The organism is Castellaniella caeni NBRC 101664 (genome assembly GCF_001592225.1).
GTDB classification, from domain to species: Bacteria; Pseudomonadota; Gammaproteobacteria; order Burkholderiales; family Burkholderiaceae_B; genus Castellaniella; species Castellaniella caeni.
The window spans coordinates 19,797-41,639 of the sequence record NZ_BCWN01000007.1; the positions used below are offsets into that span (position 1 = coordinate 19,797).

The following is a 21,843-nucleotide window of genomic DNA, read 5'->3' on the forward strand; positions in this document are numbered from 1 at the left end:
CGGCGGCTCAGGCGTCTTCGGCGGGCGCCACCATGGCGCCCGAGCGGATCGGCAGGCCGCGCGTGCGGCTCAGGCGTTCGAGGTAGGCGGCGTCGATATCGCCCGTGACGTACTGGCCGCTGAAGCACGATGACTCGAAACCCTGCAGGGCGGGGTTCAGGTCGCGCAGCGACTGTTCGAGATCGGCCAGATCCTGGTACACCAGGCCGTCCGCGCCGATTTCACGGGCGATCTGCTCGGTGTCCCGGCCCGTGGCGATGAGTTCGGCCTGGGTCGGCATGTCGATGCCGTAGACGTTGGGATAGCGCACGGCGGGCGCCGCGGAGGCGAAATAGACCTTGTTCGCGCCCGCTGCCCGGGCCATGTCCACGATCTCGCGGCTGGTCGTGCCGCGCACGATGGAATCGTCGACCAGCAGCACGTTCTTGCCGCGAAATTCGAGGTCAATGGCGCTGAGTTTCTGGCGCACCGATTTCTTGCGCACGGCCTGGCCCGGCATGATGAAGGTACGCCCCACGTAGCGGTTCTTGATGAACCCCTCGCGGTAGTTGAGCCCCAGGTGGGCGGCCAGCTGCATGGCCGAGGGGCGGGACGAGTCGGGAATCGGCATGACCACATCGACGTCGCCCAGGCGCAGCGACTTGGCGACGTTGTCGGCCAGATACTCGCCCATCTGCAGGCGCGCATCATAGATGGATATGCCGTCCATGACGGAATCGGGCCGGGCGAAGTAAACGTATTCGAACACGCAGGGGGTCTGCTGCAGGCCGGGCTCGGCGCACAGCTCGTGGCTGACTTCGCCTGCCTCGGTGATGACGATGGCCTCGCCCGGTGCGACATCGCGCACCAGACTGAAGCCGCTGCCCGTCAGCGCCACGGATTCGGATGCCAGCATCCATTCGGCGCCTGCCTCGGTGTCGTGGCGCCCGAGGCACAGGGGGCGGATGCCGTGCGGGTCGCGAAACGCCACCAGGCCGAAGCTGCTGATGTTGGCGATGACGGCATAGGCGCCCTTGGCGCGTCGATGCACGGCGCGCACCGCCTGGAAGACGGCGTTGGCGTCGAGCGTGACGCCGTCGGAGGCCTGCTGCAGCTCGTGAGCGAAGACGTTGAGCAGCACCTCGGAATCGGAATTGGTGTTGATGTGGCGGCGGTCGTGCTTGAACAGCGCCTCGCGCAGTTCGCGCCAGTTGGTGAGGTTGCCGTTGTGCACGAAGGTGATGCCAAAGGGCGCGTTGACGTAAAAAGGCTGGGCCTCGTCCACGCTGGCGCTGGAACCCGCCGTGGGGTAGCGCACCTGCCCCAGGCCGCTGTTGCCCGGCAAGGCGCGCATGTTGCGTGTGCGAAAGACGTCGCGCACCAGGCCGTGCGCCTTGTGCATGCTGAAGAACTGGTCGTGGGCGGTGGCAATGCCGGCCGCGTCCTGGCCCCGGTGCTGCAGCAGCAGGAGACTATCGTAGATCAGCTGATTGACCGGGCTTTTGCCCATCACACCGACGATTCCGCACATGATTGATATCCAGAGCTAGTAAGGAAGCAGCTGCGCCACATCGGCGGGCAGCATGGTTTTGACTTGTTGAAACCCTTTGACCAGGGCCGCCGAGGTGCGCGCCTCGTGCCACCAGGGTTCTTCGGGCAGCTGGGTGTAGCCCGCCAGGCCCACCAGCGCGAGCACCAGCACGATGCCGCGCACGGCGCCGAACACCGCCCCCAGGCCGTGATCGGCGGGCGTCAGCCCGGTGCGATCGACCAGCGCGCCCAGCGCCATGTTCAGCAAGCCGACGGCAAACAGCACCAGGATGAACACCGTGCCATAGGCGGCCAGGGTGCGCAGCAAACCGTTGCCGATGAGGTCGTCGAGCCAGATCGACGCCGCGGGCCCCCACCAGATGGCGGCCACGAAGGCCGCCAGGTAGGCGATCAGGGACAGCACTTCGCGCAAGAACCCGCGCAGCAGGCCGATCAGGCAGGACACTGCCACGATCGAGATGACGATGTAGTCGAAGCTGGTCACTTGTCGGAGATGAGGCCGTTCTGGTAGCCCAGGGCGCGCAGCCGCGTCTGGGCGGCCTGGGCGGCCTCATGCGAGCTGAAGGGCCCCACCCGCAGGCGGTAGACCGTGCGCCCCGCCGACTGGCCGCGCTCGACGTAGGCATCGGTGACGCCGGACTGACGCAGATTGTCGCGCCGCCGCTGGGCGTCTTGTTCAGTGGTATAGGCCGCGACCTGCAGGAAATAGCGCCCTTGTGCGGTGCCGGCCGCGGGGGCCGGGCTGCTGGCCGGGGGTGCCTTGCCCGCCAGCAGGGCGAGCGCCACGGAGCCATCGTCGGTGCGCTCGGCGGGGGCGCGCGCCGCGGGCTTGGCTGGCTTGCTGGGTTCGGCGGCGGGCCGGGCGGCCGTTTCAGGGCGCGCTGCCGGTTTGGGCGGCTGGACGGACGCCACGGGCGGCGGCGTCACGGCAGGCGCAGTGGCCGCCGCGGGCGGCTGCACCGTGCCGCCCGCGCCATCTGGCGTGGGCGGCGTCAGGCTGCCGGATGCGGCCTGGCCGTCAGCCAGCGTGCCGCCGCTGCCGCCTTGGGGGCTGGTTGCGGGCTCGGGGGATTGCACGGCGCCGTCGGCCTGCGCCGAAGGCGCGGCGTCGGTCACCGGCGGCAGCCCGGTCGGCGCGGCGGGCACCACGATGGGCGCGCGAGTGTCTTCGCTGACGGGCTTTTCGAACAACCAGGGCACCACGATGAAGGCGGCCAGCACCAGGGCCAGTGCGCCGATGAGGCGACGCCGGGCCTTGCCGCGCAGTTCTCTGAGTTGAGCCTCGCTGGTTTGGCCAGAGCGCGACCCGGCACGCTTGCCCGTATCAGTCTCGTGACGAGAAAACATCGTACAGCTCACCCATTACAAAGGGCGGGCTGACGCACCCGCCCGGTCAAGAGAGGACGTCCCGGCCTTCGCGGCGCAGGGCTTCAAGCACAGGGCCGACCGTTGCAAACGACCCGAATACGAGGATTCTATCATTGTCGGTCGCCAGTTTCCGGGCTTGTGCAAACGCTTGTTCCGGACTGTCAAATGTCGATACCTCGACGTCCTGGCGCGCCACGGCGGGCCGGGGCGCCGCGCGCACGCCGGGCTTGTGTGCGCTGGAGGCGCGAGTGACTTCGGTGGTCTGCGCGATGAAGGGATCGACGGGCGCCACGTCGCCGGCGATCCGGTGCACGATCTCGGCCAGCTCTTGCGCCGTCGTGCCGCGCGGCCCCTCCAGGGTGGCGCACAGCCAGCGATCGACACGCCGCGTCAGGCGCGACAGCGTGGTTTCGATATCTTTGTCGCGCAGCATGCCCACCACCGCGTAGGTGTGTGGATAGTGCCCCATGCTGTCGAGATTCTGGCCCAGCGCCGCCGCCGCGTGCGGGTTGTGGCCCACGTCCAGGATCGTCGCGGGCAGGCCCGGCAGAATCTGCATGCGCCCCGGCAGGTTGACGTGCAAGAGGCCCTGGCGCACGTTTTGCTGCGTCACCACCAGACGGTCGCGCAGGTTTTCGAGTGCCGCCAGTGCCGCGGAGGCATTGAGCAGCTGGTTGGCCCCGCGCAGCGCGGGATAGCCCAGCGCATTGCGACGCTGGGAGCGCCCGCCATAAGCCCACTGCTGGCGGTCGCCCGAATAGTTGAAATCGGTGCCGAAGCGCCAGAGATCGGCACCGATCTCGGCGGCGTAGTCGATGACCGTCTGGGGCGGCACGGGGTCCGCGCAGATGGCCGGCTTGCCCGGGCGGAAGATGTGCGCCTTTTCCCAGCCGATCGCCTCGCGGGTATTGCCCAGGTAGGCCATGTGGTCGAGATCGACACTGGTGAGGATGGCGCAGTCGGTGTCGATGAGATTGACGGCGTCCAGGCGCCCGCCCAGCCCGACTTCGAGCACCACCACGTCCAGCCGGGCGGCCTGGAAGATCAGCAGGGCGGCCAGCGTGGTCATCTCGAAGTACGTCAGCGTGGTGTCACCGCGCGCGGCTTCGATGCGCGCCAGCTGGGCGACGATGTCGGCATCGCTGGCCTCGACGCCGTTGACGCGGATGCGCTCGTTGAAGCGCAGCAGGTGCGGCGAGGTGTACTGCCCCACCTGGTAGCCGGCATCGAGCAGGATGGATTCCAGCATGGCGCAGGTGGATCCCTTGCCGTTGGTGCCGGCCACCGTGATCTTGACGCAGTCCAGGCGCACGTCCAGGCGCTGGGCCACGGTACGGATACGCTCGAGCCCGAGATCGATGGGCTTGGGATGCAGGGTGTCCAGGTAGGCGAGCCAGTCAGCCAGGCCGGCGTCCGGCGCGGGAGCAATCGATGACATGAGAATGAGAACCACAAAGAAAAACGGCAGGTGCCGATATTAGCACCTGCCGTCTGGCCACACGCGAGCACCCCTACTTTGCAAACAGGCTGCGCTGCGTGAAGGCCACCTTTTTACTTCTTGCGCGCCGGAGGCACGTCGGTGCAGTGGCCATCGGCCACTTCGGCGGCCATGCCGATCGACTCGCCCAGGGTTGGGTGCGGGTGGATCGTCTTGCCGATATCGACGGAATCCGCCCCCATCTCGATGGCCAGCGCCACTTCGCCGATGAGGTCGCCCGCGTGCGTGCCGACGATGCCGCCACCCAGTACGCGGCCGGTTTCAGCGTCGAACAAGAGCTTGGTGAAGCCCTCGTCGCGCCCGTTGGCGATGGCGCGCCCGGAAGCCTGCCAGGGGAACAGCCCCTTCTTGAGCGCAATACCGTCTTTCTTGGCTGCCTCTTCGGTCAGGCCCACCCAGGCCACTTCGGGATCGGTGTAGGCCACCGACGGAATCACGCGGGCGTCGAAGAAGGCCTTCTGCCCGGCGATGGCCTCGGCCGCCACGTGCGCCTCGTGCACCGCCTTGTGTGCCAGCATGGGCTGGCCGACGATGTCGCCGATGGCGTAGATGTGCGGCACGTTGGTGCGCATCTGCTTGTCGACCGGGATGAAGCCGCGTTCGCCGACGGCGACCCCGGCGTTCTCGGCACCGATTTTCTTGCCGTTGGGCGCGCGGCCCACGGCCTGCAGCACCAGGTCGTAGCGCTGGGGTTCTTTGGGGGCGGCTTCGCCCTCGAAGGTGACCCAGATGCCGTCTTCCCTGGCCTCGGCGCCCACCGTCTTGGTCTTGAGCATGACGTGATCGAAGCGCTGTGCGTTCATCTTGTCCCAGACCTTGACGAGGTCGCGGTCGGCGCCCGTCATGAGCGTGGGCAGCATTTCGACGACGTCCAGGCGCGCGCCCAGGGCCGAGTACACGGTGCCCATTTCCAGACCGATGATGCCGCCGCCCACGATCAGCATGCGCTGCGGCACCGATTTCAGCGCCAGAGCCCCGGTGGAATCGACGATGCGGGGATCGTCGGGCAGGAACGGCAGCTTCACCGATTGGCTGCCCGCGGCGATGATGGCCGAGGCGAACTTGATGGTGGTCTTGCCGCCGTCGGCCTTGACGACGACCAGGTGGTGCGGGTCGGCAAAGGTGCCCACCCCCTGGACGACCGTCACCTTGCGCGCCTTGGCCATGCCCGCCAGGCCGCCCGTGAGCTTGCCCACCACGCCGTCCTTGTAGCCGCGCAGGGCATCGAGGTCGATCTTGGGCTCGCCAAAGGCGATGCCGTGCGCGGCCATGGACTTGGCCTCTTCGAGCACGCCCACGGTGTGCAGCAAGGCCTTGGAGGGGATGCAACCCACGTTCAGGCACACACCGCCCAGGGTGGCGTAGCGCTCGACGAGCGTGACGCGCAGGCCCAGGTCGGCGGCGCGAAACGCCGCCGAATAGCCGCCGGGACCGGCGCCCAGCACCAGCACGTCGCAATCGGCGTCGGGCGTGCCCGTGAAGTTGGCGGCGGCGGGTGCCGCCACGGCGCTGGGTGCAGGGGCTGCGGCAGGCGCCGGACTGGCCGCCGGGGCGGCTGCCGCAGCCGGACTGGCGCTGGCCGCCGGGGCGGCATCGGCGGGCGCTGCCGCGCCCTCGGCCGCCTCGACGCGCAGAATGGCCGTGCCCTGCGAGACCTTGTCGCCGATCTTGACGAGAATTTCTTTCACCACCCCGCCCTGGTCGGCCGGGATCTCCATCGAGGCTTTGTCGGACTCGACGGTGATCAGGCTTTGCTCGGCGGCGATGGTGTCGCCCACGGCCACCAGGATTTCGATCACGTCCACCTGATCGAAATCGCCGATATCCGGAACATTGACGTCCTTGAGACTCATGCGAAGCTCCTTACAGGATGATGCGGCGGAAGTCCGCCAGCAGACCGGCCAGATAGGCGTTGAAGCGGGCTGCGGCGGCGCCGTCGATCACGCGGTGATCGTAGGACAGGGACAGGGGCAGCATCAGGCGCGGCTGGAAGGCCTTGCCATCCCACACCGGCTGCATGGCCGAACGCGAGACACCCAGGATGGCCACTTCGGGCGCATTGATGATGGGCGTGAAGTCGGTGCCGCCGATGCCGCCCAGCGACGAGATCGAGAAGCAGCCGCCTTGCATCTGCGACGGCGAGAGCTTGCCCTCGCGAGCCTGGGCAGCCAGTTCGGACATCTCGCTGGCCAGCTCGAACACGCCTTTCTTGTCGGCGTCACGGATGACCGGCACTACCAGCCCATTGGGCGTATCGGCGGCAAAGCCGATGTGGTAGTAGTGCTTGAGCACCAGATTGTCGCCGTCGAGCGAGGCATTGAATTCCGGGAATTTCTTCAGGGCCGCGACGACCGCCTTGATGAGGAAGGCGAGCATGGTGACCTTGAGGCCGGACTTCCTGTTCTCGGCGTTGAGCTGCTGGCGCAGGGCCTCGAGCTCGGTGATGTCGGCCACCTCGTTGTTCGTCACGTGGGGGATCATCACCCAGTTGCGATGCAGGTTGGCGCCCGAGATCTTCTTGATGCGCGACAGCGGCTTGGCTTCGATCTCGCCGAACTTGGCGAAATCGACCTTGGGCCAGCCCAGCACGCTGAAGCCCTCGCCGCCCGGCAAGGTGGAGCCGACCGGGCTTGCGCCGCCCGTGGCCAGGGCCTGCTTGACGTAGGCACGCACGTCGTCGGCCGTGATGCGGTTTTTCGGGCCGCTGCCGGTGACCTGGGCCAGATTGACCCCCAGCTCGCGGGCAAAGTGACGCACCGACGGCGAAGCGTGCGGCAGATTGCGCAGCGGCACCTCGGCTTCGGCGTACGAGGCCGTGGGCGACACCCGCGCCGGGGCCGGCGCGGCGACGGACGCCGGCGCGGGCGCCGCGACAGGCGTCGGCGCAGCAACAGGGGCTGAGACGGGCGCGGGTGCGGCGGGCGCCGCTGCTGCCGGCGCCGGAGCCGCTTCCGCGGCAGGTGCGGCGGCGGCCTCTTCGGCGGCCTCGACTTCGAGGATCACCGAACCCTCGGCGACCTTGTCGCCGACCTTGACCTTGATGGCCTTGACCACCCCGCCCTGCGAGGCGGGGATTTCCATGGACGCCTTGTCGGATTCGACGGTGATCAGGCTTTGTTCGGCGGTGATGGTGTCACCCACCGCCACCAGCAGTTCGATGACGTCGACCTGATCGAAGTCGCCGATGTCGGGGACCTTGATTTCCACGATAGCACTCATGTTCCTCGTCCTCCTTAGGCGTGATGCGGGTTGGCCTTGTTGGCGTCAATCCCGTACTTGGCGATGGCTTCGGCGCACTTGGCGATGTCGATCGTGCCTTCGTCGGCCAGGCTGCGCAGGGCGGCCAGCACGATGAAGTGGCGATCGATCTCGAAGTGCTTGCGCAGTTCGGAGCGATAGTCGGAACGCCCGAAGCCGTCCGTGCCCAGCACCTTGAAGTGGCGCCCGTCGGGAATGAACGGACGGATCATGTCGCCATAGGCCTTGATGTAGTCGGTGGAGACGATGATCGGGCCTTGCGTGCCCTTGAGCTGCTGGGTGACGTAGGCTTCTTGCGCCGGCTCGGTGGGGTGCAGCAGATTGTGGCGCTCGGTGTCCAGGCCGTTGCGGCGCAGTTCGCTGAAACTGGTGGCGCTCCAGACGTCGGACGTGACGCCCCAGTCTTTTTCGAGCAGGTCTTGCGCGGCGATGACTTCGCGCAGGATGGTGCCCGAGCCCATGAGCTGCACGTGCGCCTTGCCCGCCTTGGCGCTGGACTGCAGCTTGTACATGCCCTTGAGGATGCCCTCTTCGTCGCCCGCCTTCAGGCCCGGCTGCGAGTAGTTCTCGTTCATCACCGTGATGTAGAAGAACACGTCTTCCTGGTTGTGCATCATGCGCTCGATGCCGCTGCGGATGATGACCGCCACCTCGTGGGCAAAGGCCGGGTCGTAGGCCACGCAGTTGGGAATGAGCGAAGCCTGGATGTGGCTATGGCCGTCTTCGTGCTGCAGGCCTTCGCCGTTAAGCGTGGTGCGCCCCGCCGTGCCGCCCAGCACGAAGCCGCGCGCCAGCATGTCGCCCGCCGCCCAGGCGTGGTCGCCAAAGCGCTGGAAGCCGAACATCGAGTAATAGATGAAGAACGGGATCATGATGGTGTTGCTGACCGAGTACGACGTGGCCGCCGCAACCCAGGAGCAGAAACCGCCCGCTTCGTTGATGCCTTCTTGCAGCAGCTGGCCGTTTTCGGCCTCGCGGTAGTACATCACCTGGCCCTTGTCCACCGGCACGTACTTCTGCCCTTCGGGCGCATAGATGCCGATCTGGCGGAACAGGCCTTCCATGCCGAAGGTGCGCGATTCATCGACCAGGATGGGCACCACGCGCGGCGCCAGCGCCTTGTCGCGCAGCAGCTGGTTGAGCACGCGCACGAAGGCTTGCGTGGTGGAGATCTCGCGGCCTTCGGCGGTGGGCTCGAGCACGGCCTTGAAGGCGTCGAGGCTGGGCACCGGCAGCGATTCGTCCGCCTTCTGGCGGCGGTGCGGCAGGTAGCCGCCCAGCGCCTTGCGGTGCTCGTGCAGGTACTTCATCTCGGGCGAATCTTCGGCCGGCTTGTAGAAGGGGATGTCGTCGATCTTGTCGTCGGGGATGGGAATGTTGAAGCGGTCGCGGAATTCGCGCACCGAATCGATGTCCAGCTTCTTTTGCTGGTGCGTGGGGTTCTTGGCCTGGCCCACGTGACCCATGCCGTAGCCCTTGATGGTCTTGGCGAGAATGACCGAAGGCTGGTCTTTGTGACCGGCCGCCGAAGCAAACGCGGCGTAGACCTTGTGCGGATCGTGACCGCCGCGGTTCAGGCGCCAGACGTCTTCGTCGCTCATGCGGCTGACCATTTCGAGCAGCTTGGGGTGCTTGCCGAAGAATTTCTCGCGCACGAACTTGCCGTCGTTGGCCTTGTAGGCCTGGTATTCGCCATCGACGGTCTCTTCCATGACGCGACGCAGGATACCTTCCTTGTCGCGCGCAAAGAGCGGATCCCAGTAGCCGCCCCAGATGAGCTTGATGACGTTCCAGCCATTGCCGCGGAAGGCGCCTTCGAGTTCCTGGATGATCTTGCCGTTGCCGCGCACCGGGCCGTCCAGGCGCTGCAGGTTGCAGTTGACCACAAAGATGAGATTGTCGAGTTTTTCACGGGCGGCCAGGCCGATGGCGGCCAGGGTCTCGGGCTCGTCGATCTCGCCGTCACCCACGAAGACCCAGACCTTGCGCTGATCGGTGTGCGCCAGGCCACGCGCCTGCAGGTACTTGAGGAAGCGCGCCTGGTAGATGGCCATCATGGGGCCAAGGCCCATGGACACCGTGGAGAACTGCCAGAAGCTGGGCATGAGCTTGGGGTGCGGGTAGGACGACAGCCCCTTGCCCTTGCCACCGACTTCCTGGCGGAACCAGTTGAGGTTTTCTTCGGTGAGGCGGCCTTCGAGGAAGGCGCGCGAGTACATGCCGGGCGACGAATGGCCCTGGAAGTACACCAGGTCGCCGCCGTGGTCGGGCGATTCGGCGTGCCAGAAGTGGTTCTGGCCGCATTCGATCATGGTGGCAAGCGATGCGAACGAGGCAATGTGCCCGCCCAGGCTGCCGCCATCGGGCGGTTCGTGCTTGTTGGCCTTGACCACCATGGCCATGGCGTTCCAGCGGATATAGGAGCGGATGCGCTCTTCGAGCACCATATTGCCCGGATGCGGCGGTTCGAGCCCCGGCGGGATGGTGTTGACGTAGGCGGTGTTGAGCGAATACGGGATGTGCGCGCCGGAACGGCGGGCCAGGTCGATCAGGCTTTCGATGAGGAAGTGGGCGCGTTCGGCCCCTTCGCGATCGAGGACGGCTTCAAGTGCATCGAGCCATTCTTGTGTTTCCTGCTGATCGGGATCCGTCACAGCGGTGTTGGCTTGTTCAAGAGAGGACATATCGTTGTGTCTCCTGGGGTGTGGTACGAGGACGCGACCACACATCGCGCCTGCCTTGGATTGAACCGGATCGGGAGGGGGATTCCGGATACACGCGTGCCCAGCCGCCCGAGCGCACGCGCACCCAGCCGAACCGGCACCTGCGCCCATTCTAGGAAAGACCCCGGTTTAGCACAAGCAAAATTTCACCTCGTGGTATGAATTTTTATTATGTGAAAAATTGAATAGTGATTTCGCGTCTAAAATGGGTTCCATCGCACGACCATCATGGCCATGGCATACCCCAATCGCAAGTCCCTCATTCCCACGACGTTCTATGAGCACGCCCGCCATAGCCGTCGGCTGTACTGGCTTACACCCGCCGTCGTGCTGGTACTGTACCTGTGCGTGATGGGGGCCTTCGTCTGGCTGCAGCGCCTGCAAAGCGACAGCGTCATGTTCGTCACCATCGATCAGGAAACGCGCCAGCAGCGCCTGATGATGGTGGTCTTCGCCCTGTCGCTGGTCATCGTCTTCAGCCTGCTGGCACTGTGGCGCTATACGCGTTTCCGCACCCAGGCCGAGGCCGCCCTCATCGCCGAAACAGGCTTTCGCCGCGCCATGGAAAACTCCATGTCCACCGGCATGCGGGTGTTCGACATGCAGGGGCGCATTGCCTACGTCAACCCGGCTTTCTGCCGCATGATCGGCTGGAACGAGGCCGACCTCATCGGGCGCACCGCGCCCTTCCCCTACTGGCTGCCCGGGCGCCATGACCACCATCGCGAAACCCTCGCGCAGCTGCTCTCGGGGCGCACGCCCAGCAGCGGCCTCGAAATCGAGGCCCAGCGGCGCGACGGCTCGCGCTTCACCGCCCGCATGTATGTCTCGCCGCTGCGCGACCCCAACGGCGAGCAGATCGGCTGGATGACGTCGATGACCGACATCACCGAACCCAAGCGCATCCGCGAGGCCCTGACCGCCGCCCACGAGCGCTTCATGACGGTGCTCGAAGGCCTGGACGACGCCATCTCCGTCGTGGCCGACACGCCCGAGGGGCTCGAGCTGCTGTTTGCCAACCGCACCTACCGGCGCCTGTTCGGCGCGCAGACCGGCGGTCACGCCGAACTGCTGGGCGGGCGCCTGGGGCGCTTCACCGACGAAACCATGGAGCTCTACTCGGCTTCCGCCGAACGCTGGTTCGAAGTACACCACCGCATGCTGGCCTGGACGGACTCGCGCCGTGTGCGCCTGCAGGTGGCGCGCGACATCACCGAGCGGCGCAAACACGAGGAAGAATCTCGCGTACAGCAGGAAAAGGCCCAGCTCACCAGCCGCCTGACCACCATGGGCGAGATGGCCTCGTCCCTGGCGCACGAACTCAACCAGCCGCTCACGGCCATCAGCAACTACAACATGGCGGCGGTGGCCATGGTGAAATCGGGCAAGGCGCCCACCGAATCCTTGCTGCAGGCACTGGAGAAAGCCTCGCAGCAGGCCGAACGGGCGGGCAAGATCATCAGCCGCATCCGCGAGTTCGTCAAACGCAGCGAACCGCGCCGCCAGGCCGTGGGCCTGACGCGCATCGTCGAAAACGCCGTGGGCTTTGCCGACATCGACGCGCGCAAGCGCCAGATCGAGATCGTGCAAAGCCTGCCCGATCCCATGCCGCAGGTGCTGGCCGACCCCATCCTCATCGAACAAGTGCTGCTCAATCTGCTGAAAAACGGTGTCGAAGCCATGGAAAACAGTGAATACCGCAGCCTGCACGTCAACATCACCGATCAAGACCCGCAGGTGGAGATTGCGGTCATCGACCGCGGCCACGGCCTGCGCAGCCCCGAGCGCCTCTTCGAACCCTTCTACAGCACAAAATCCGAAGGACTGGGCATGGGGCTCAATATCTGCCGTACCATCATCGAATCTCACCACGGACGCCTGTGGGCCAGCCCCAACCCCGACGGCGGCACCATCTTTCGTTTCACCCTGCCCAAGGCGCCCCGCGACCTGCAGACAGAAGCATCCCCGGAGGAAACAGCAGCATGACCGATCCGCAAGTTCCCAGCATCATCTATATCGTCGATGACGACGAAGCCGTGCGCGACTCTCTGCGCTGGCTGCTCGAAGCCAATGGGTACGCCGTGCGCAGCTTCGCGGGCGCCGAAGAATTCCTCGACGCCTACAACCCCGATCAGGTCGCGGTGCTGATCGCCGACGTGCGCATGCCCGGCATGAGCGGCCTCGAGCTGCAAGAAACCCTCATTGCCCGCAAAGCCCCGCTGCCCATCGTCTTCATCACCGGCCACGGCGACGTGCCCATGGCCGTATCCACCATGAAAAAAGGCGCCGTCGATTTCCTCGAGAAGCCGTTCAACGAAGCCGACCTGCGCCGCATCGTCGCCGGCATGCTCGAACAGGCCACCGCCAAGGTGCACGAGGCCCAGGCGCATCGCGACCAGCAGGCCGTACTCAACCGCCTGACGGCGCGCGAACAACAGGTGCTCGAACGCATCGTGGCCGGGCGCCTGAACAAGCAGATCGCGGGCGATCTGAACATCAGCATCAAGACGGTCGAGGCGCACCGCGCCAACATCATGGAAAAGCTCGAAGTCACCACAGTCGCCGATCTCATGAAGATCGCCCTGACCCGCACCGAGGAGGCCTGACCATGACGGCCCGCATGATCGATGGCAAGGCCCTGTCGGCCCAGGTGCGCGACGACGTCGCCGTCCGCGTCCAGGCGCTCAAAAAGCACGGCGTCACGCCGGGGCTGGCCGTGGTGCTGGTCGGCGAAGACCCGGCCTCGCAGGTCTACGTGCGCAACAAGGCGGCGGCCTGCGACAAGGCCGGCATGCTCTCGCGCGAAATCCGCCTGGCCGAAGACACGCCCGAAGAAGAACTGCTCGATCTCATCGAGGCGCTCAACCAGGATCCGGCCATTCACGGCATCCTGGTGCAGCTGCCACTGCCCGGTCACATCGATGCCGGGCTCGTCATCGAGACCATCAGCGCCACCAAGGACGTGGACGGCTTTCACATCAGCAACGCCGGCCTGCTCATGACGGGCCGCCCGCTGTTCCGGCCCTGCACGCCCTACGGCATCATGAAGATGCTCGAATCCGAGCAGGTTGCGCTGCGTGGCGCCGAAGCCGTCATCGTCGGCGCCAGCAACATCGTCGGCAAACCCATGGCCATGCTGCTGCTGGCCGCGGGTGCCACGGTCACGCTGTGCAATTCCAAAACGCGCGATCTCGGCGCGCAGACGCGCCGCGCCGACGTGCTGGTGGTGGCCACGGGCAAGCCGGGCATCGTCACGGGCGACATGGTCAAGCCGGGCGCCGTGGTGATCGACGTGGGCATCAACCGCCTGCCCTCGGGCAAGCTCACGGGCGACGTCGAATTCGACGGCGCCGCGCAGGTGGCCTCGGCCATCACACCGGTGCCCGGCGGCGTGGGGCCCATGACCATCGCCATGCTGCTCGTCAACACCCTCGAAGCGGCAGAACGCACCCTGAACACTTGAAAAATGGGGCGTACGCCCCCATGCTGCCACAATGACCTCGACACCCCTTGCCGAAAACCCCCTCCTCGTATCGGCCGAGGCAACTGTTGATTACGCCGCCGTGCGCCCCGGACACATCGAGCCCGCCGTGCGCGAGCTGATTGCCGCCACACGGCAGGCCATCGAGACAGCCGCGGGCCGCGGTGACGCGCCCGACTGGGAGAACCTCGTCGAGGCCATCGAAGACCCCTCCGAGCGCCTGCACCGCGCCTGGGCCATCGCGGGCCACCTCAACGGCGTGGTCAACACCCCCGAGCTGCGGGCCGCCTACAACGACTGCCTGCCGCTCATGAGCGAGTTTTCCACCTGGGTGGGGCTGCATCACGGGCTGTACGCGCGCTACCGCGCGCTGGCTGACAGCCCGCTGTACGGACAGCTGTCGGCCACGCGGCGGCGCATCGTCGATCTGGCTTTGCGCGACTTTCGCCTGAGCGGCGTCGAACTGCAGGGCGAGGCCCGCAAGGCTTTCGCGCGCAACGCCGACCTGCAAGCCCAGGTGTCGCAGAAATTTTCTGAAAACGTGCTCGATGCCACCGATGGCTGGACGCTCCTCATCACCGACGAGGCCAGGCTGCAAGGGTTGCCCGAAAACGTCAAGGCCAGCGCGCGCCAGCTGGCGCAAAAGGCCGGTGAAGACGGCTGGAAACTCACGCTGCACATGCCCTGCTATCTGCCCGTCATGCAGCACGCGCAAGACCGTGAGCTGCGCCAGACGGTCTACCGCGCCTACGGCACCCGCGCCTCCGACCAGGGCGACCCCGCCTTCGATAATTCCGAATCCATCGAATCCCTGCTCGCCCTGCGCGCCGAAGAAGCCTCGCTGCTGGGCGAGCCCAACTTCGCCACGCTGCAGCTCGAAACCCGTATGGCCGACAGCACCGACCAGGTGCTGAAGTTCCTGCGCGAGCTGGCCGCCAAGGCGCGCCCCAGCGCCGAGCGCGACCTCGCCAAACTGCGCGCCTTCGCCGCCGAACAACTGGGTCTTGGCACCCTCGAACCCTGGGACGTCGCCTACGCCTCCGAGCGCCTGCGTGAGCAGCGCTACGCCTATTCCGACGAAGAACTACGCCCCTACTTCACCGAGCATCAGGTGCTCCAGGGGCTGTTCCAGGTCATCCATACCCTGTTTGGCGTGCACCTCGAAGCCTGCGACGCCCCCACCTGGCACGCGGACGCACGCATCTATCGCGTGCTCGATGCCCAGGGCGAAGAGCTCGGACGCCTGGGCATCGACCTCTACGCCCGCCCCGGCAAGCAGGGCGGCGCCTGGGTGGACAGCGAACGCAGCCGCCGCCGCCACGGCAGCGCCCTGCACCGCCCGCTGGCCTGGCTCACCTGCAACTTCGCCGCGCCGCACGACGGCGGCGAAGCCCTGTTGTCGCACGACGAGGTCATCACGCTGTTCCACGAAAGTGGCCATGCCATGCACACGCTGCTCTCGCGGGTGGACGATCCGGGCGCGGCCGCCTTTGCCGCTGTCGAATGGGACGCCATCGAACTGCCCTCGCAGTTCATGGAAAACTTCTGCTGGGAATGGGGCGTGCTGCAGTCGCTCACGCGCCACGCGGACACCGGCGCGCCGCTGCCGCGCGCCCTGTACGACAAGCTGATTGCGGCGAAAAACTTCCAGAGCGGCCTGCAGGCCCTGCGCCAGGTGGAATTCGCCTTGTTCGACATGCTCATCCACACTCAGCAACATGGCCTGTCCATCAGCGCGGTGCTCGACACGCTCGATCAGGTGCGCCAGGAAGTCGCCCTGCTCATTCCGCCCGCCTGGCACCGTTTCCCGCACGCCTTCTCGCACCTGTTCGCCGGCGGCTACGGCGCGGGCTACTACAGCTACAAGTGGGCCGAGGTCTTGTCCGCCGACGCCTTCGCCGCCTTTGAAGAGCAGGCACACCCCGATGCCGACGGCACACGCAACGTCTTCGACCCGGCCACGTGCCAGCGCTACCTGGACGAGATCATCGCCGTGGGCGGATCACGCCCCGCCGCCGCATCGTTCCAGGCCTTCCGCGGACGCGCGCCCTCGCTCGACGCGCTTTTGCGCCACAGCGGCTTGGTTCAGTCGGCCTGACGCGGGCCACGGCCATGCACACGCGCCACGCCACCCCGCCGCATCGTCGCCACGGTGTGACCAGGCGCCCATGGGGCTGGCGACAGCGCCTGACGGCGCTGCTGGCCCTGTGGCTGTTGGGGCTGGGGCTAGCCAGCGCCGCCGTGCATCCAGTGCGCGGTTTTCTGCCTGACTTGAAATTCACCCTGCAAGGCGCGGGCAACGTCAACGTCACCGAACAGGCCTTCGCGGGCAAGGTGGTGCTGATGTTCTTTGGCTACGCCAGCTGCCCGGACATCTGCCCCACTACCATGGCGCAGCTGGCCCAGGTGACCGAGGCGCTCGGGCCACAGGCCAGCCAGGTGCGCATCCTGTTCGTGAGTGTCGATCCGCACCGCGACACGCCCGACGTGCTGCAGCATTACGTCGACCAGTTCGACCCGCATGCCATCGGGCTGACGGGCAAAGAGTCCGCCATCGCGGCGCTTGCCAGGCGCTATCGTGTGGCCTACCAGATCGGCCGCCCGGCCAGCAACGACCCCAAGGCCTTCTACGAGGTGTCGCACAGCCGCGGCATCTACGCCTTCGACCAGCACGGCAAAGCCGTCTGGCTGGCCTCGGACAGCGAATCGCAAGAAGAATTGCTGGCGGCGCTGCGGCCGCTGCTCAAGCCCGCCGCACAGTAACCCCCCCGCCGCACGGCAAGCTGCCAGATCAATCCAGCTGGCGCGCGGCCTCGCGCAGTGCCGTACGGATACCTTCTTCGATCGTCGGGTGGTAGAACGGCAGGCGCAGCATCTGCGTCACCGTCAAGCCCATCTGCAAGGCCCAGGCCAGCAGGTGCGCCACGTGCTCGGCGTCCGGCCCCACCATCTCCGCGCCCACGAAGCGCTTGTCGGCGCGGCGCACGTAGACGTGCAGCAGCCCCTGGTTGCGCAGCATCACGCGCGAGCGCCCCTGGCGCGTCCAATCGACCGCCCCCAGCACCATGGCTTCAGGGTCGAATTGCGCATAGCCCCCACCGACCTGCATGATCTGCGGGTTGCTGAACACCACGGCAATGGGCGCGCGGCGCGGCAAGGCCTCGACGTCCGGCCAGGCGGCGGCGTTGTGGCCCGCCAGGCGGCCATCGTCCGAGGCCTCGTGCTGGATGGCATGACGCCCGGTGACGTCGCCCGCCAGGAAGACGGCATGCCCGTGCACCTGCAGGGTGGCGGGATCGACACGCGGCATGCCGCGCGCATCCAGCGGCATGCTGGTGCGCTCGAGGTGCAAATCGGCCAGCGCCGGGCTGCGGCCCGCCGTGAGCAGCACCTTGTCGAAGGATTCGGTGTGCGCCACCCCGTCTTCGGCCTGCCAGCTGACCACGGCCTGATTGCCGTCGCGGCGCACGGCGGTCACCTGCGCGTTTTGCACGAGCGCGAGCTCGGCCGCCAGCAAGCCCACGGCGCTCGCGCGCACGGCGGGGTCTTGCAGGTGGGCGAAGCTGCCCGAACGGTTGAGCACGCGCACGCGCACCCCCAGGCGCGCCAGGGCCAGCCCCAGCTCGACGCCGATGACCCCCGAGCCGACGATGAGGATGCTGCGTGGCAGGTCGTGCCAGTCGAAGACGTCGTCGTTGACGATGGCGAGATCACCCAGGGGGGCATAGATGTCGGGCACAATGGGCCGCGTACCGGTGGCCAGCACGATGCGGGAAGCGTGGATACGCTGGCCCTGGGCGGTTTGCAGCACGCCATCGCGCAGAAACTCGACGGAGGCGTCGAGGCGGTGCTCGGGCGGCATGGCCTGCACATCATCGACCACGAAGCCCACGAAGCGGTCGCGTTCGCGGCGCACCCGTTCCATGACGGCCACCCCATCCACGCGCGCGGTGCCTTCCAGGCGCACGCCGAAAGCCGGGGCGTGGCCGATGGCGGCAGCGGCCTCTGCTGCCGCAATGAGCAGCTTGGAGGGCATGCAGCCCACCCGGGCGCACATCGTGCCGTGCGGCCCGCCTTCGATGAGCAGGGGTTTCAGGCCCGCGTCGCGCACGGCGCGGTAGGCCGGCAGACCGGCCGAGCCGGCCCCCACGATGGCGACATCACAAGTGATAGGTTCCGACATGAACAACCTCCTTGGGCATGTGCCCGACAACGAGCATCTTCAACGACACGCCATCACCCCGTCCACATGGGAGCGGGGCTGGCCCGATGCCTGTGCTCAGGCGGGCTGCACGTCGTAGCCCGCCTCGCGGATGACGTCGGCCAATGCGGCCGGATCGGCGGCGGGCTCGACGGCAACGCGGTGGTTGGCCAGGTCGATATGCACCTGCGCGCCCGGCACGGCCTCTTGCACGGCCTGGGTGATGGTCTGCACGCAGTGCTGGCAGGTCATGTCGGAAACGATGAATTCGGCTTTCATGGAACACTCCGGGTAAAGGATGATGCATCTTAAACCCTGCCACGGGGGCAAGCTCAAGCGCCAGGCAGGTGTTGACATTACCATAAGGTCAAGGTTGATCATACAATCAAGCCAGTCTTCGGAGCTTTCTCATGAACCGCCTGACCACCGCCCCCGGGCTCGACCTTGACGTCGAGGGCATGACGTGCGCCTCATGCGTGCGGCGCGTCGAGACCGCACTAGGCAAAGTACCCGGCGTGGCCACCGCCAGCGTCAACCTCGCCACCCACCGCGCCCACGTCACGCTCGCCCCCGAAGGGGCCGATCCGCAGGCGCTCGTGGCCGCGGTAGTCAAGCGCGGCTACGCGGCGCGCATTCTCGATACGGCGCGGCCAGCCGCCGCCGAAGCGCCAGCGGCGGAAGACGCCCGGGCGGGAGCCCGCTTCGCCGTGGCGCTGCTGCTCACCTTGCCCGTCTTCGTGCTCGAAATGGGCGCCCACCTCGTCCCGGCGCTGCACCACCTGATCCAGAACAGCGTGCCGCCGCAGACGCTGGCCTGGCTCGAGTTCGCCCTCACCACGGCGGTGCTGGCCGGGCCGGGCCGCAGCTTCTTTACCCGCGGTCTCAAGGCCCTGATCCACGGCGGGCCCGACATGAACACGCTGGTGGCGCTGGGGGCGGGCAGCGCCTGGCTGTATTCCAGCGGCGTGACGCTCGCACCCGCCCTCTTCCCGTCCGCATCCAGGCACCTGTATTTCGAGGCCGCCGCCGTGGTTGCCACGCTCATCCTGCTCGGGCGCTGGCTCGAGGCCCGCGCCAAGGGCCGCGCGGGCGCGGCCATCCGGCGGCTGATGGGCCTGCAGCCGCGCACCGCCTGGGTACGGCGTGACGCGGACTGGCACGAACAGCCCATCGGCACCCTGCTCGCGGGCGATGAAATCCGTGTACGGCCTGGCGAAAAGGTGCCGGTGGACGGCCTGGTGACCGAGGGCGAATCCTGGGTGGACGAATCCATGATCACGGGCGAACCGATGCCCGCGGCGCGACGCGCGGGCGACCGTCTGATCGGCGGCACGCTCAACACGCAGGGCAGCCTGGTGTTCCGCGCCACCGAGGTGGGCAGCCAGACGGTGCTCGCGCGGATCATCCGTCTGGTGGAACAGGCCCAGGCCAGCAAGCTGCCGGTGCAGCAGCTGATCGACCGCGTCACCGCCTGGTTCGTGCCGGCGGTGATGGCGCTGGCGATCCTCGCGTTTGCCGCCTGGTGGCTGTTTGGCCCGGCCCCGGCGCTGACCCACGCGCTGCTGGCCGGCGTGGCGGTGCTCATCATCGCGTGTCCCTGCGCCATGGGCCTGGCCACGCCCATTTCCATCCTGGTGGCCACGGGCCGCGCCGCCAGCCTGGGCATCCTGTTTCGCCAGGGCGAAGCCCTGCAGCGGCTGCGCGACGCGCGGGTGGTCGCCTTCGACAAGACGGGCACGCTCACCGCAGGCCGCCCGGCGCTCACCGACATCGTGCCGCTGGATGATCGCGCGCCCGCCGCCTGGCTGGGCGTGCTGGCCGCCGTGCAAAGCGGCTCCGAACACCCCATTGCCCACGCCATCGGCGCCACGGCGCGCGCGCAGGCTGTCGACGTCCCTGCCGCCACCGAGTTTCAGGCCATCAGCGGGGCGGGCGTCCAGGCGCGCGTGCTCGGGCACCTGTACCGGATGGGCTCCGTGCGCCTGATGCAGGCGCACGGCATCCCGGTGGACGACGCGGCGCAACAGCAGCTGGACACCCTGGCATCCGCGGGCAAGACCCCCTTTCTCGTGGCCCGCGACCAGCAGCTGGGCGCCATCGTGGCGGTGGCTGACACGCTGCGGCCATCCGCCCGTCCGCTCATCGAACAACTGCACGCGCTGGGGCTCAAAACGGCGCTCATCACCGGCGACCACCCGGCGGCGGCCCGGGCCGTGGCGCAGACGCTGGGCATCGACATCGTCCACGCCGAAACCCTGCCCGAACACAAGGCCGATCACCTGCGTGCGCTGCAAGGCAGCGTGGGGCCGCTCGCCTTCGTGGGCGACGGCATCAACGACGCGCCGGCGCTCGCGACGGCGGACGTGGGCATCGCCATGGGCCACGGCACCGACATCGCCATCGAATCCGCCGACGTGGTGCTCATGAACGACGATCTGGAATCCGTGGCGCGCGCCATCGCGCTGTCGCACAAGACGCTGCGCAACATTGGCCAGAACCTGTTCTGGGCCTTCGCCTACAATGCGGCGCTCATCCCGGTGGCCGCCGGGGTGTTCTATCCCTGGCTGGGCTGGCAGCTCTCGCCCATGCTGGGGGCGGGCGCCATGGCGCTGTCCAGCGTCTTCGTGGTCACCAATGCCCTGCGCCTGAAAACCCAGGCCCTGGCCGTGCGACCAGACCCACGGCCATGAACGCGTGCTGCCGCGCCCGCAGGCCCAGGACCGCACGGGCAAGGACGCACGCAACAAGGGCATGAACGGAAAAGGGACATGACATGCATACCATCGGTGAGGCGGCGACGCTGACGGGCCTGACGCCCAAGATGATCCGCTACTACGAAAGCCAGGCGCTGTTCGCCCCGCATGGCCGCAGCGCCGCGGGCTACCGCCTGTACGACGAGGCCGACCTGCACGCACTGCGCTTCATTCGCAGCGCGCGCGACCTGGGGTTTTCGCTGGCGCAGGTGGCCGCGCTTACCGACCTGTGGCGCGACCGCCACCGCGCCAGCGCCGAGGTGAAGCGCCTGGCGCTGGATCACATCGAGGCGCTGGAACACAAAGCCGCCGTGCTGCACAGCATGGCGGCCACGCTGCGCGCGCTGGCCGAGCACTGCCACGGCGATGAACGCCCCGATTGCCCGATTCTCGAAGGCCTGGCGGCCAATGCGACTGCGCCGTCTCAGCCCGCCGACCACTCCCGCAGCAGCGTCCGGTAGTCGGGCCGCTGTTTGGGCTCGATCGCGTCGATGGGCGTGCCGATGGAGAGGTAGCCCATGAAATGCTCATCCAGGGCGTCAAAACCCAGCGCCGCGCCCAAGCCATCCAGATAGGTGCCCAGGCCGGTGCTCCAGAAGCCGTGATAACCCAGCGCGTGGGCGGCATTGAGCATGTTCATGACCGCCGCCGCCACGGACAGGCGGCTTTCCTCGACGCGAATGCGGCCCTGGGGATCGGGACGGCAGCCGAGCAGAATCACCAGCGGCACCCGGGCCAGCCAGCGGCGGGCGTTTTCGACCTTGCGTTCGAGCAGAGGCTTGCCTTCGGCCTCGGCGACGCGCACGGCGACATCGACGAGCGCCGGGACGTTGGCCCCGCGCACCAGGGCCAGGCGCCAGGGATGCACCGCGCCGTGATCGGGTGCGCACATCGCCGCCTGCAAGATGCAGTCGAGCTGCGCGTCGTCCGGGCCAGGGGCCTGCACGAACTTGACCGACTGGCGGCTGAGCAAAGTATCGAGAAATGAAGTATCAGTCATGCGAGGTATCCGAAACGGAGCGCCTGGCTTG

Annotated in this window: 17 protein-coding genes; 7 read left to right on the forward strand and 10 right to left on the reverse strand. The window is 67.3% G+C overall.

The genetic code is table 11. The features are described from left to right. Positions 1–7 precede the first annotated feature (7 nt). The 7 genes from purF to aceE form a co-directional block, all read right to left on the reverse strand. Positions 8–1,510: an amidophosphoribosyltransferase gene (purF, locus tag CCA01S_RS06200; RefSeq protein ID WP_066455629.1), complete on the reverse strand. Its 1,503-nt coding sequence runs from the start codon at positions 1,508–1,510 to the stop codon at positions 8–10. A gap of 15 nt (positions 1,511–1,525) precedes the next feature. Then, positions 1,526–2,014: a CvpA family protein gene (locus tag CCA01S_RS06205; RefSeq protein WP_066455630.1), complete on the reverse strand. Its 489-nt coding sequence runs from the start codon at positions 2,012–2,014 to the stop codon at positions 1,526–1,528. Then, positions 2,011–2,877, reverse strand: a complete 867-nt coding sequence (locus tag CCA01S_RS06210) for an SPOR domain-containing protein (protein ID WP_066455632.1) — start codon at positions 2,875–2,877, stop codon at positions 2,011–2,013. Before CCA01S_RS06210 ends, CCA01S_RS06205 begins: the two co-directional genes overlap by 4 nt. A 46-nt stretch (positions 2,878–2,923) precedes the next feature. Beyond that, positions 2,924–4,336: a bifunctional tetrahydrofolate synthase/dihydrofolate synthase gene (gene folC, locus CCA01S_RS06215; protein WP_066455890.1), complete on the reverse strand. Its 1,413-nt coding sequence runs from the start codon at positions 4,334–4,336 to the stop codon at positions 2,924–2,926. A gap of 113 nt (positions 4,337–4,449) precedes the next feature. Then, positions 4,450–6,249: a dihydrolipoyl dehydrogenase gene (gene lpdA, locus CCA01S_RS06220; protein ID WP_066455634.1), complete on the reverse strand. Its 1,800-nt coding sequence runs from the start codon at positions 6,247–6,249 to the stop codon at positions 4,450–4,452. Positions 6,250–6,259: 10 nt separating this feature from the next. After that, positions 6,260–7,615: a dihydrolipoyllysine-residue acetyltransferase gene (gene aceF, locus CCA01S_RS06225; protein ID WP_066455636.1), complete on the reverse strand. Its 1,356-nt coding sequence runs from the start codon at positions 7,613–7,615 to the stop codon at positions 6,260–6,262. 14 nt (positions 7,616–7,629) lie between these two features. After that, entirely contained in the window at positions 7,630–10,338 is a 2,709-nt protein-coding gene (aceE, locus tag CCA01S_RS06230; protein ID WP_066455642.1) for a pyruvate dehydrogenase (acetyl-transferring), homodimeric type, read from the reverse strand. 273 nt (positions 10,339–10,611) lie between these two features. Here aceE and CCA01S_RS06235 point away from each other — a divergent pair, with 273 nt between their 5' ends. From CCA01S_RS06235 to CCA01S_RS06255, 5 genes are read left to right on the forward strand one after another with little or no spacing between them, the layout of a single operon-like run. Further along, the gene (locus tag CCA01S_RS06235; protein ID WP_103035355.1) at positions 10,612–12,363 is read left to right on the forward strand and encodes a PAS domain-containing sensor histidine kinase; all 1,752 of its coding nucleotides are present in this window, start codon (positions 10,612–10,614) and stop codon (positions 12,361–12,363) included. Beyond that, positions 12,360–12,983, forward strand: a complete 624-nt coding sequence (locus tag CCA01S_RS06240; protein WP_066455646.1) for a response regulator transcription factor — start codon at positions 12,360–12,362, stop codon at positions 12,981–12,983. Before CCA01S_RS06235 ends, CCA01S_RS06240 begins: the two co-directional genes overlap by 4 nt. Before the next feature lie 2 nt (positions 12,984–12,985). After that, entirely contained in the window at positions 12,986–13,840 is an 855-nt protein-coding gene (gene folD / locus CCA01S_RS06245) for a bifunctional methylenetetrahydrofolate dehydrogenase/methenyltetrahydrofolate cyclohydrolase FolD (RefSeq protein WP_066455649.1), read from the forward strand. A gap of 31 nt (positions 13,841–13,871) precedes the next feature. Continuing rightward, complete coding sequence (locus CCA01S_RS06250; protein ID WP_066455651.1) at positions 13,872–15,956, forward strand: M3 family metallopeptidase; 2,085 nt, start codon at positions 13,872–13,874, stop codon at positions 15,954–15,956. A 14-nt stretch (positions 15,957–15,970) separates the two neighbouring features. Then, positions 15,971–16,621 (forward strand): SCO family protein, encoded by a 651-nt coding sequence (locus tag CCA01S_RS06255; RefSeq protein ID WP_066455652.1) that lies wholly within the window; start codon positions 15,971–15,973, stop codon positions 16,619–16,621. Positions 16,622–16,649: 28 nt separating this feature from the next. On the opposite strand, the gene CCA01S_RS06260 is transcribed toward CCA01S_RS06255, so the two are convergent. Together CCA01S_RS06260 and CCA01S_RS06265 are read right to left on the reverse strand one after the other, a co-directional pair. Next, positions 16,650–18,041 carry a dihydrolipoyl dehydrogenase gene (locus CCA01S_RS06260; protein ID WP_066455654.1) on the reverse strand — a complete coding sequence of 464 codons (1,392 nt, stop codon included), beginning with the start codon at positions 18,039–18,041 and terminating at the stop codon, positions 16,650–16,652. Between the two features lie 96 nt (positions 18,042–18,137). Next, positions 18,138–18,338: a heavy-metal-associated domain-containing protein gene (locus CCA01S_RS06265; protein ID WP_066455657.1), complete on the reverse strand. Its 201-nt coding sequence runs from the start codon at positions 18,336–18,338 to the stop codon at positions 18,138–18,140. Positions 18,339–18,469: 131 nt separating this feature from the next. Here CCA01S_RS06265 and CCA01S_RS06270 point away from each other — a divergent pair, with 131 nt between their 5' ends. Both CCA01S_RS06270 and CCA01S_RS06275 read left to right on the forward strand, forming a co-directional pair. Further along, complete coding sequence (locus CCA01S_RS06270; protein ID WP_066455660.1) at positions 18,470–20,749, forward strand: heavy metal translocating P-type ATPase; 2,280 nt, start codon at positions 18,470–18,472, stop codon at positions 20,747–20,749. A gap of 83 nt (positions 20,750–20,832) precedes the next feature. After that, a complete protein-coding gene (locus tag CCA01S_RS06275) occupies positions 20,833–21,273 on the forward strand; it encodes a Cu(I)-responsive transcriptional regulator (protein ID WP_066455662.1) in 441 nt (146 codons plus the stop codon). On the opposite strand, the gene CCA01S_RS06280 is transcribed toward CCA01S_RS06275, so the two are convergent. Then, positions 21,237–21,812: a nitroreductase family protein gene (locus tag CCA01S_RS06280; RefSeq protein WP_066455664.1), complete on the reverse strand. Its 576-nt coding sequence runs from the start codon at positions 21,810–21,812 to the stop codon at positions 21,237–21,239. The genes CCA01S_RS06275 and CCA01S_RS06280 overlap by 37 nt on opposite strands. Positions 21,813–21,843 lie beyond the last annotated feature (31 nt).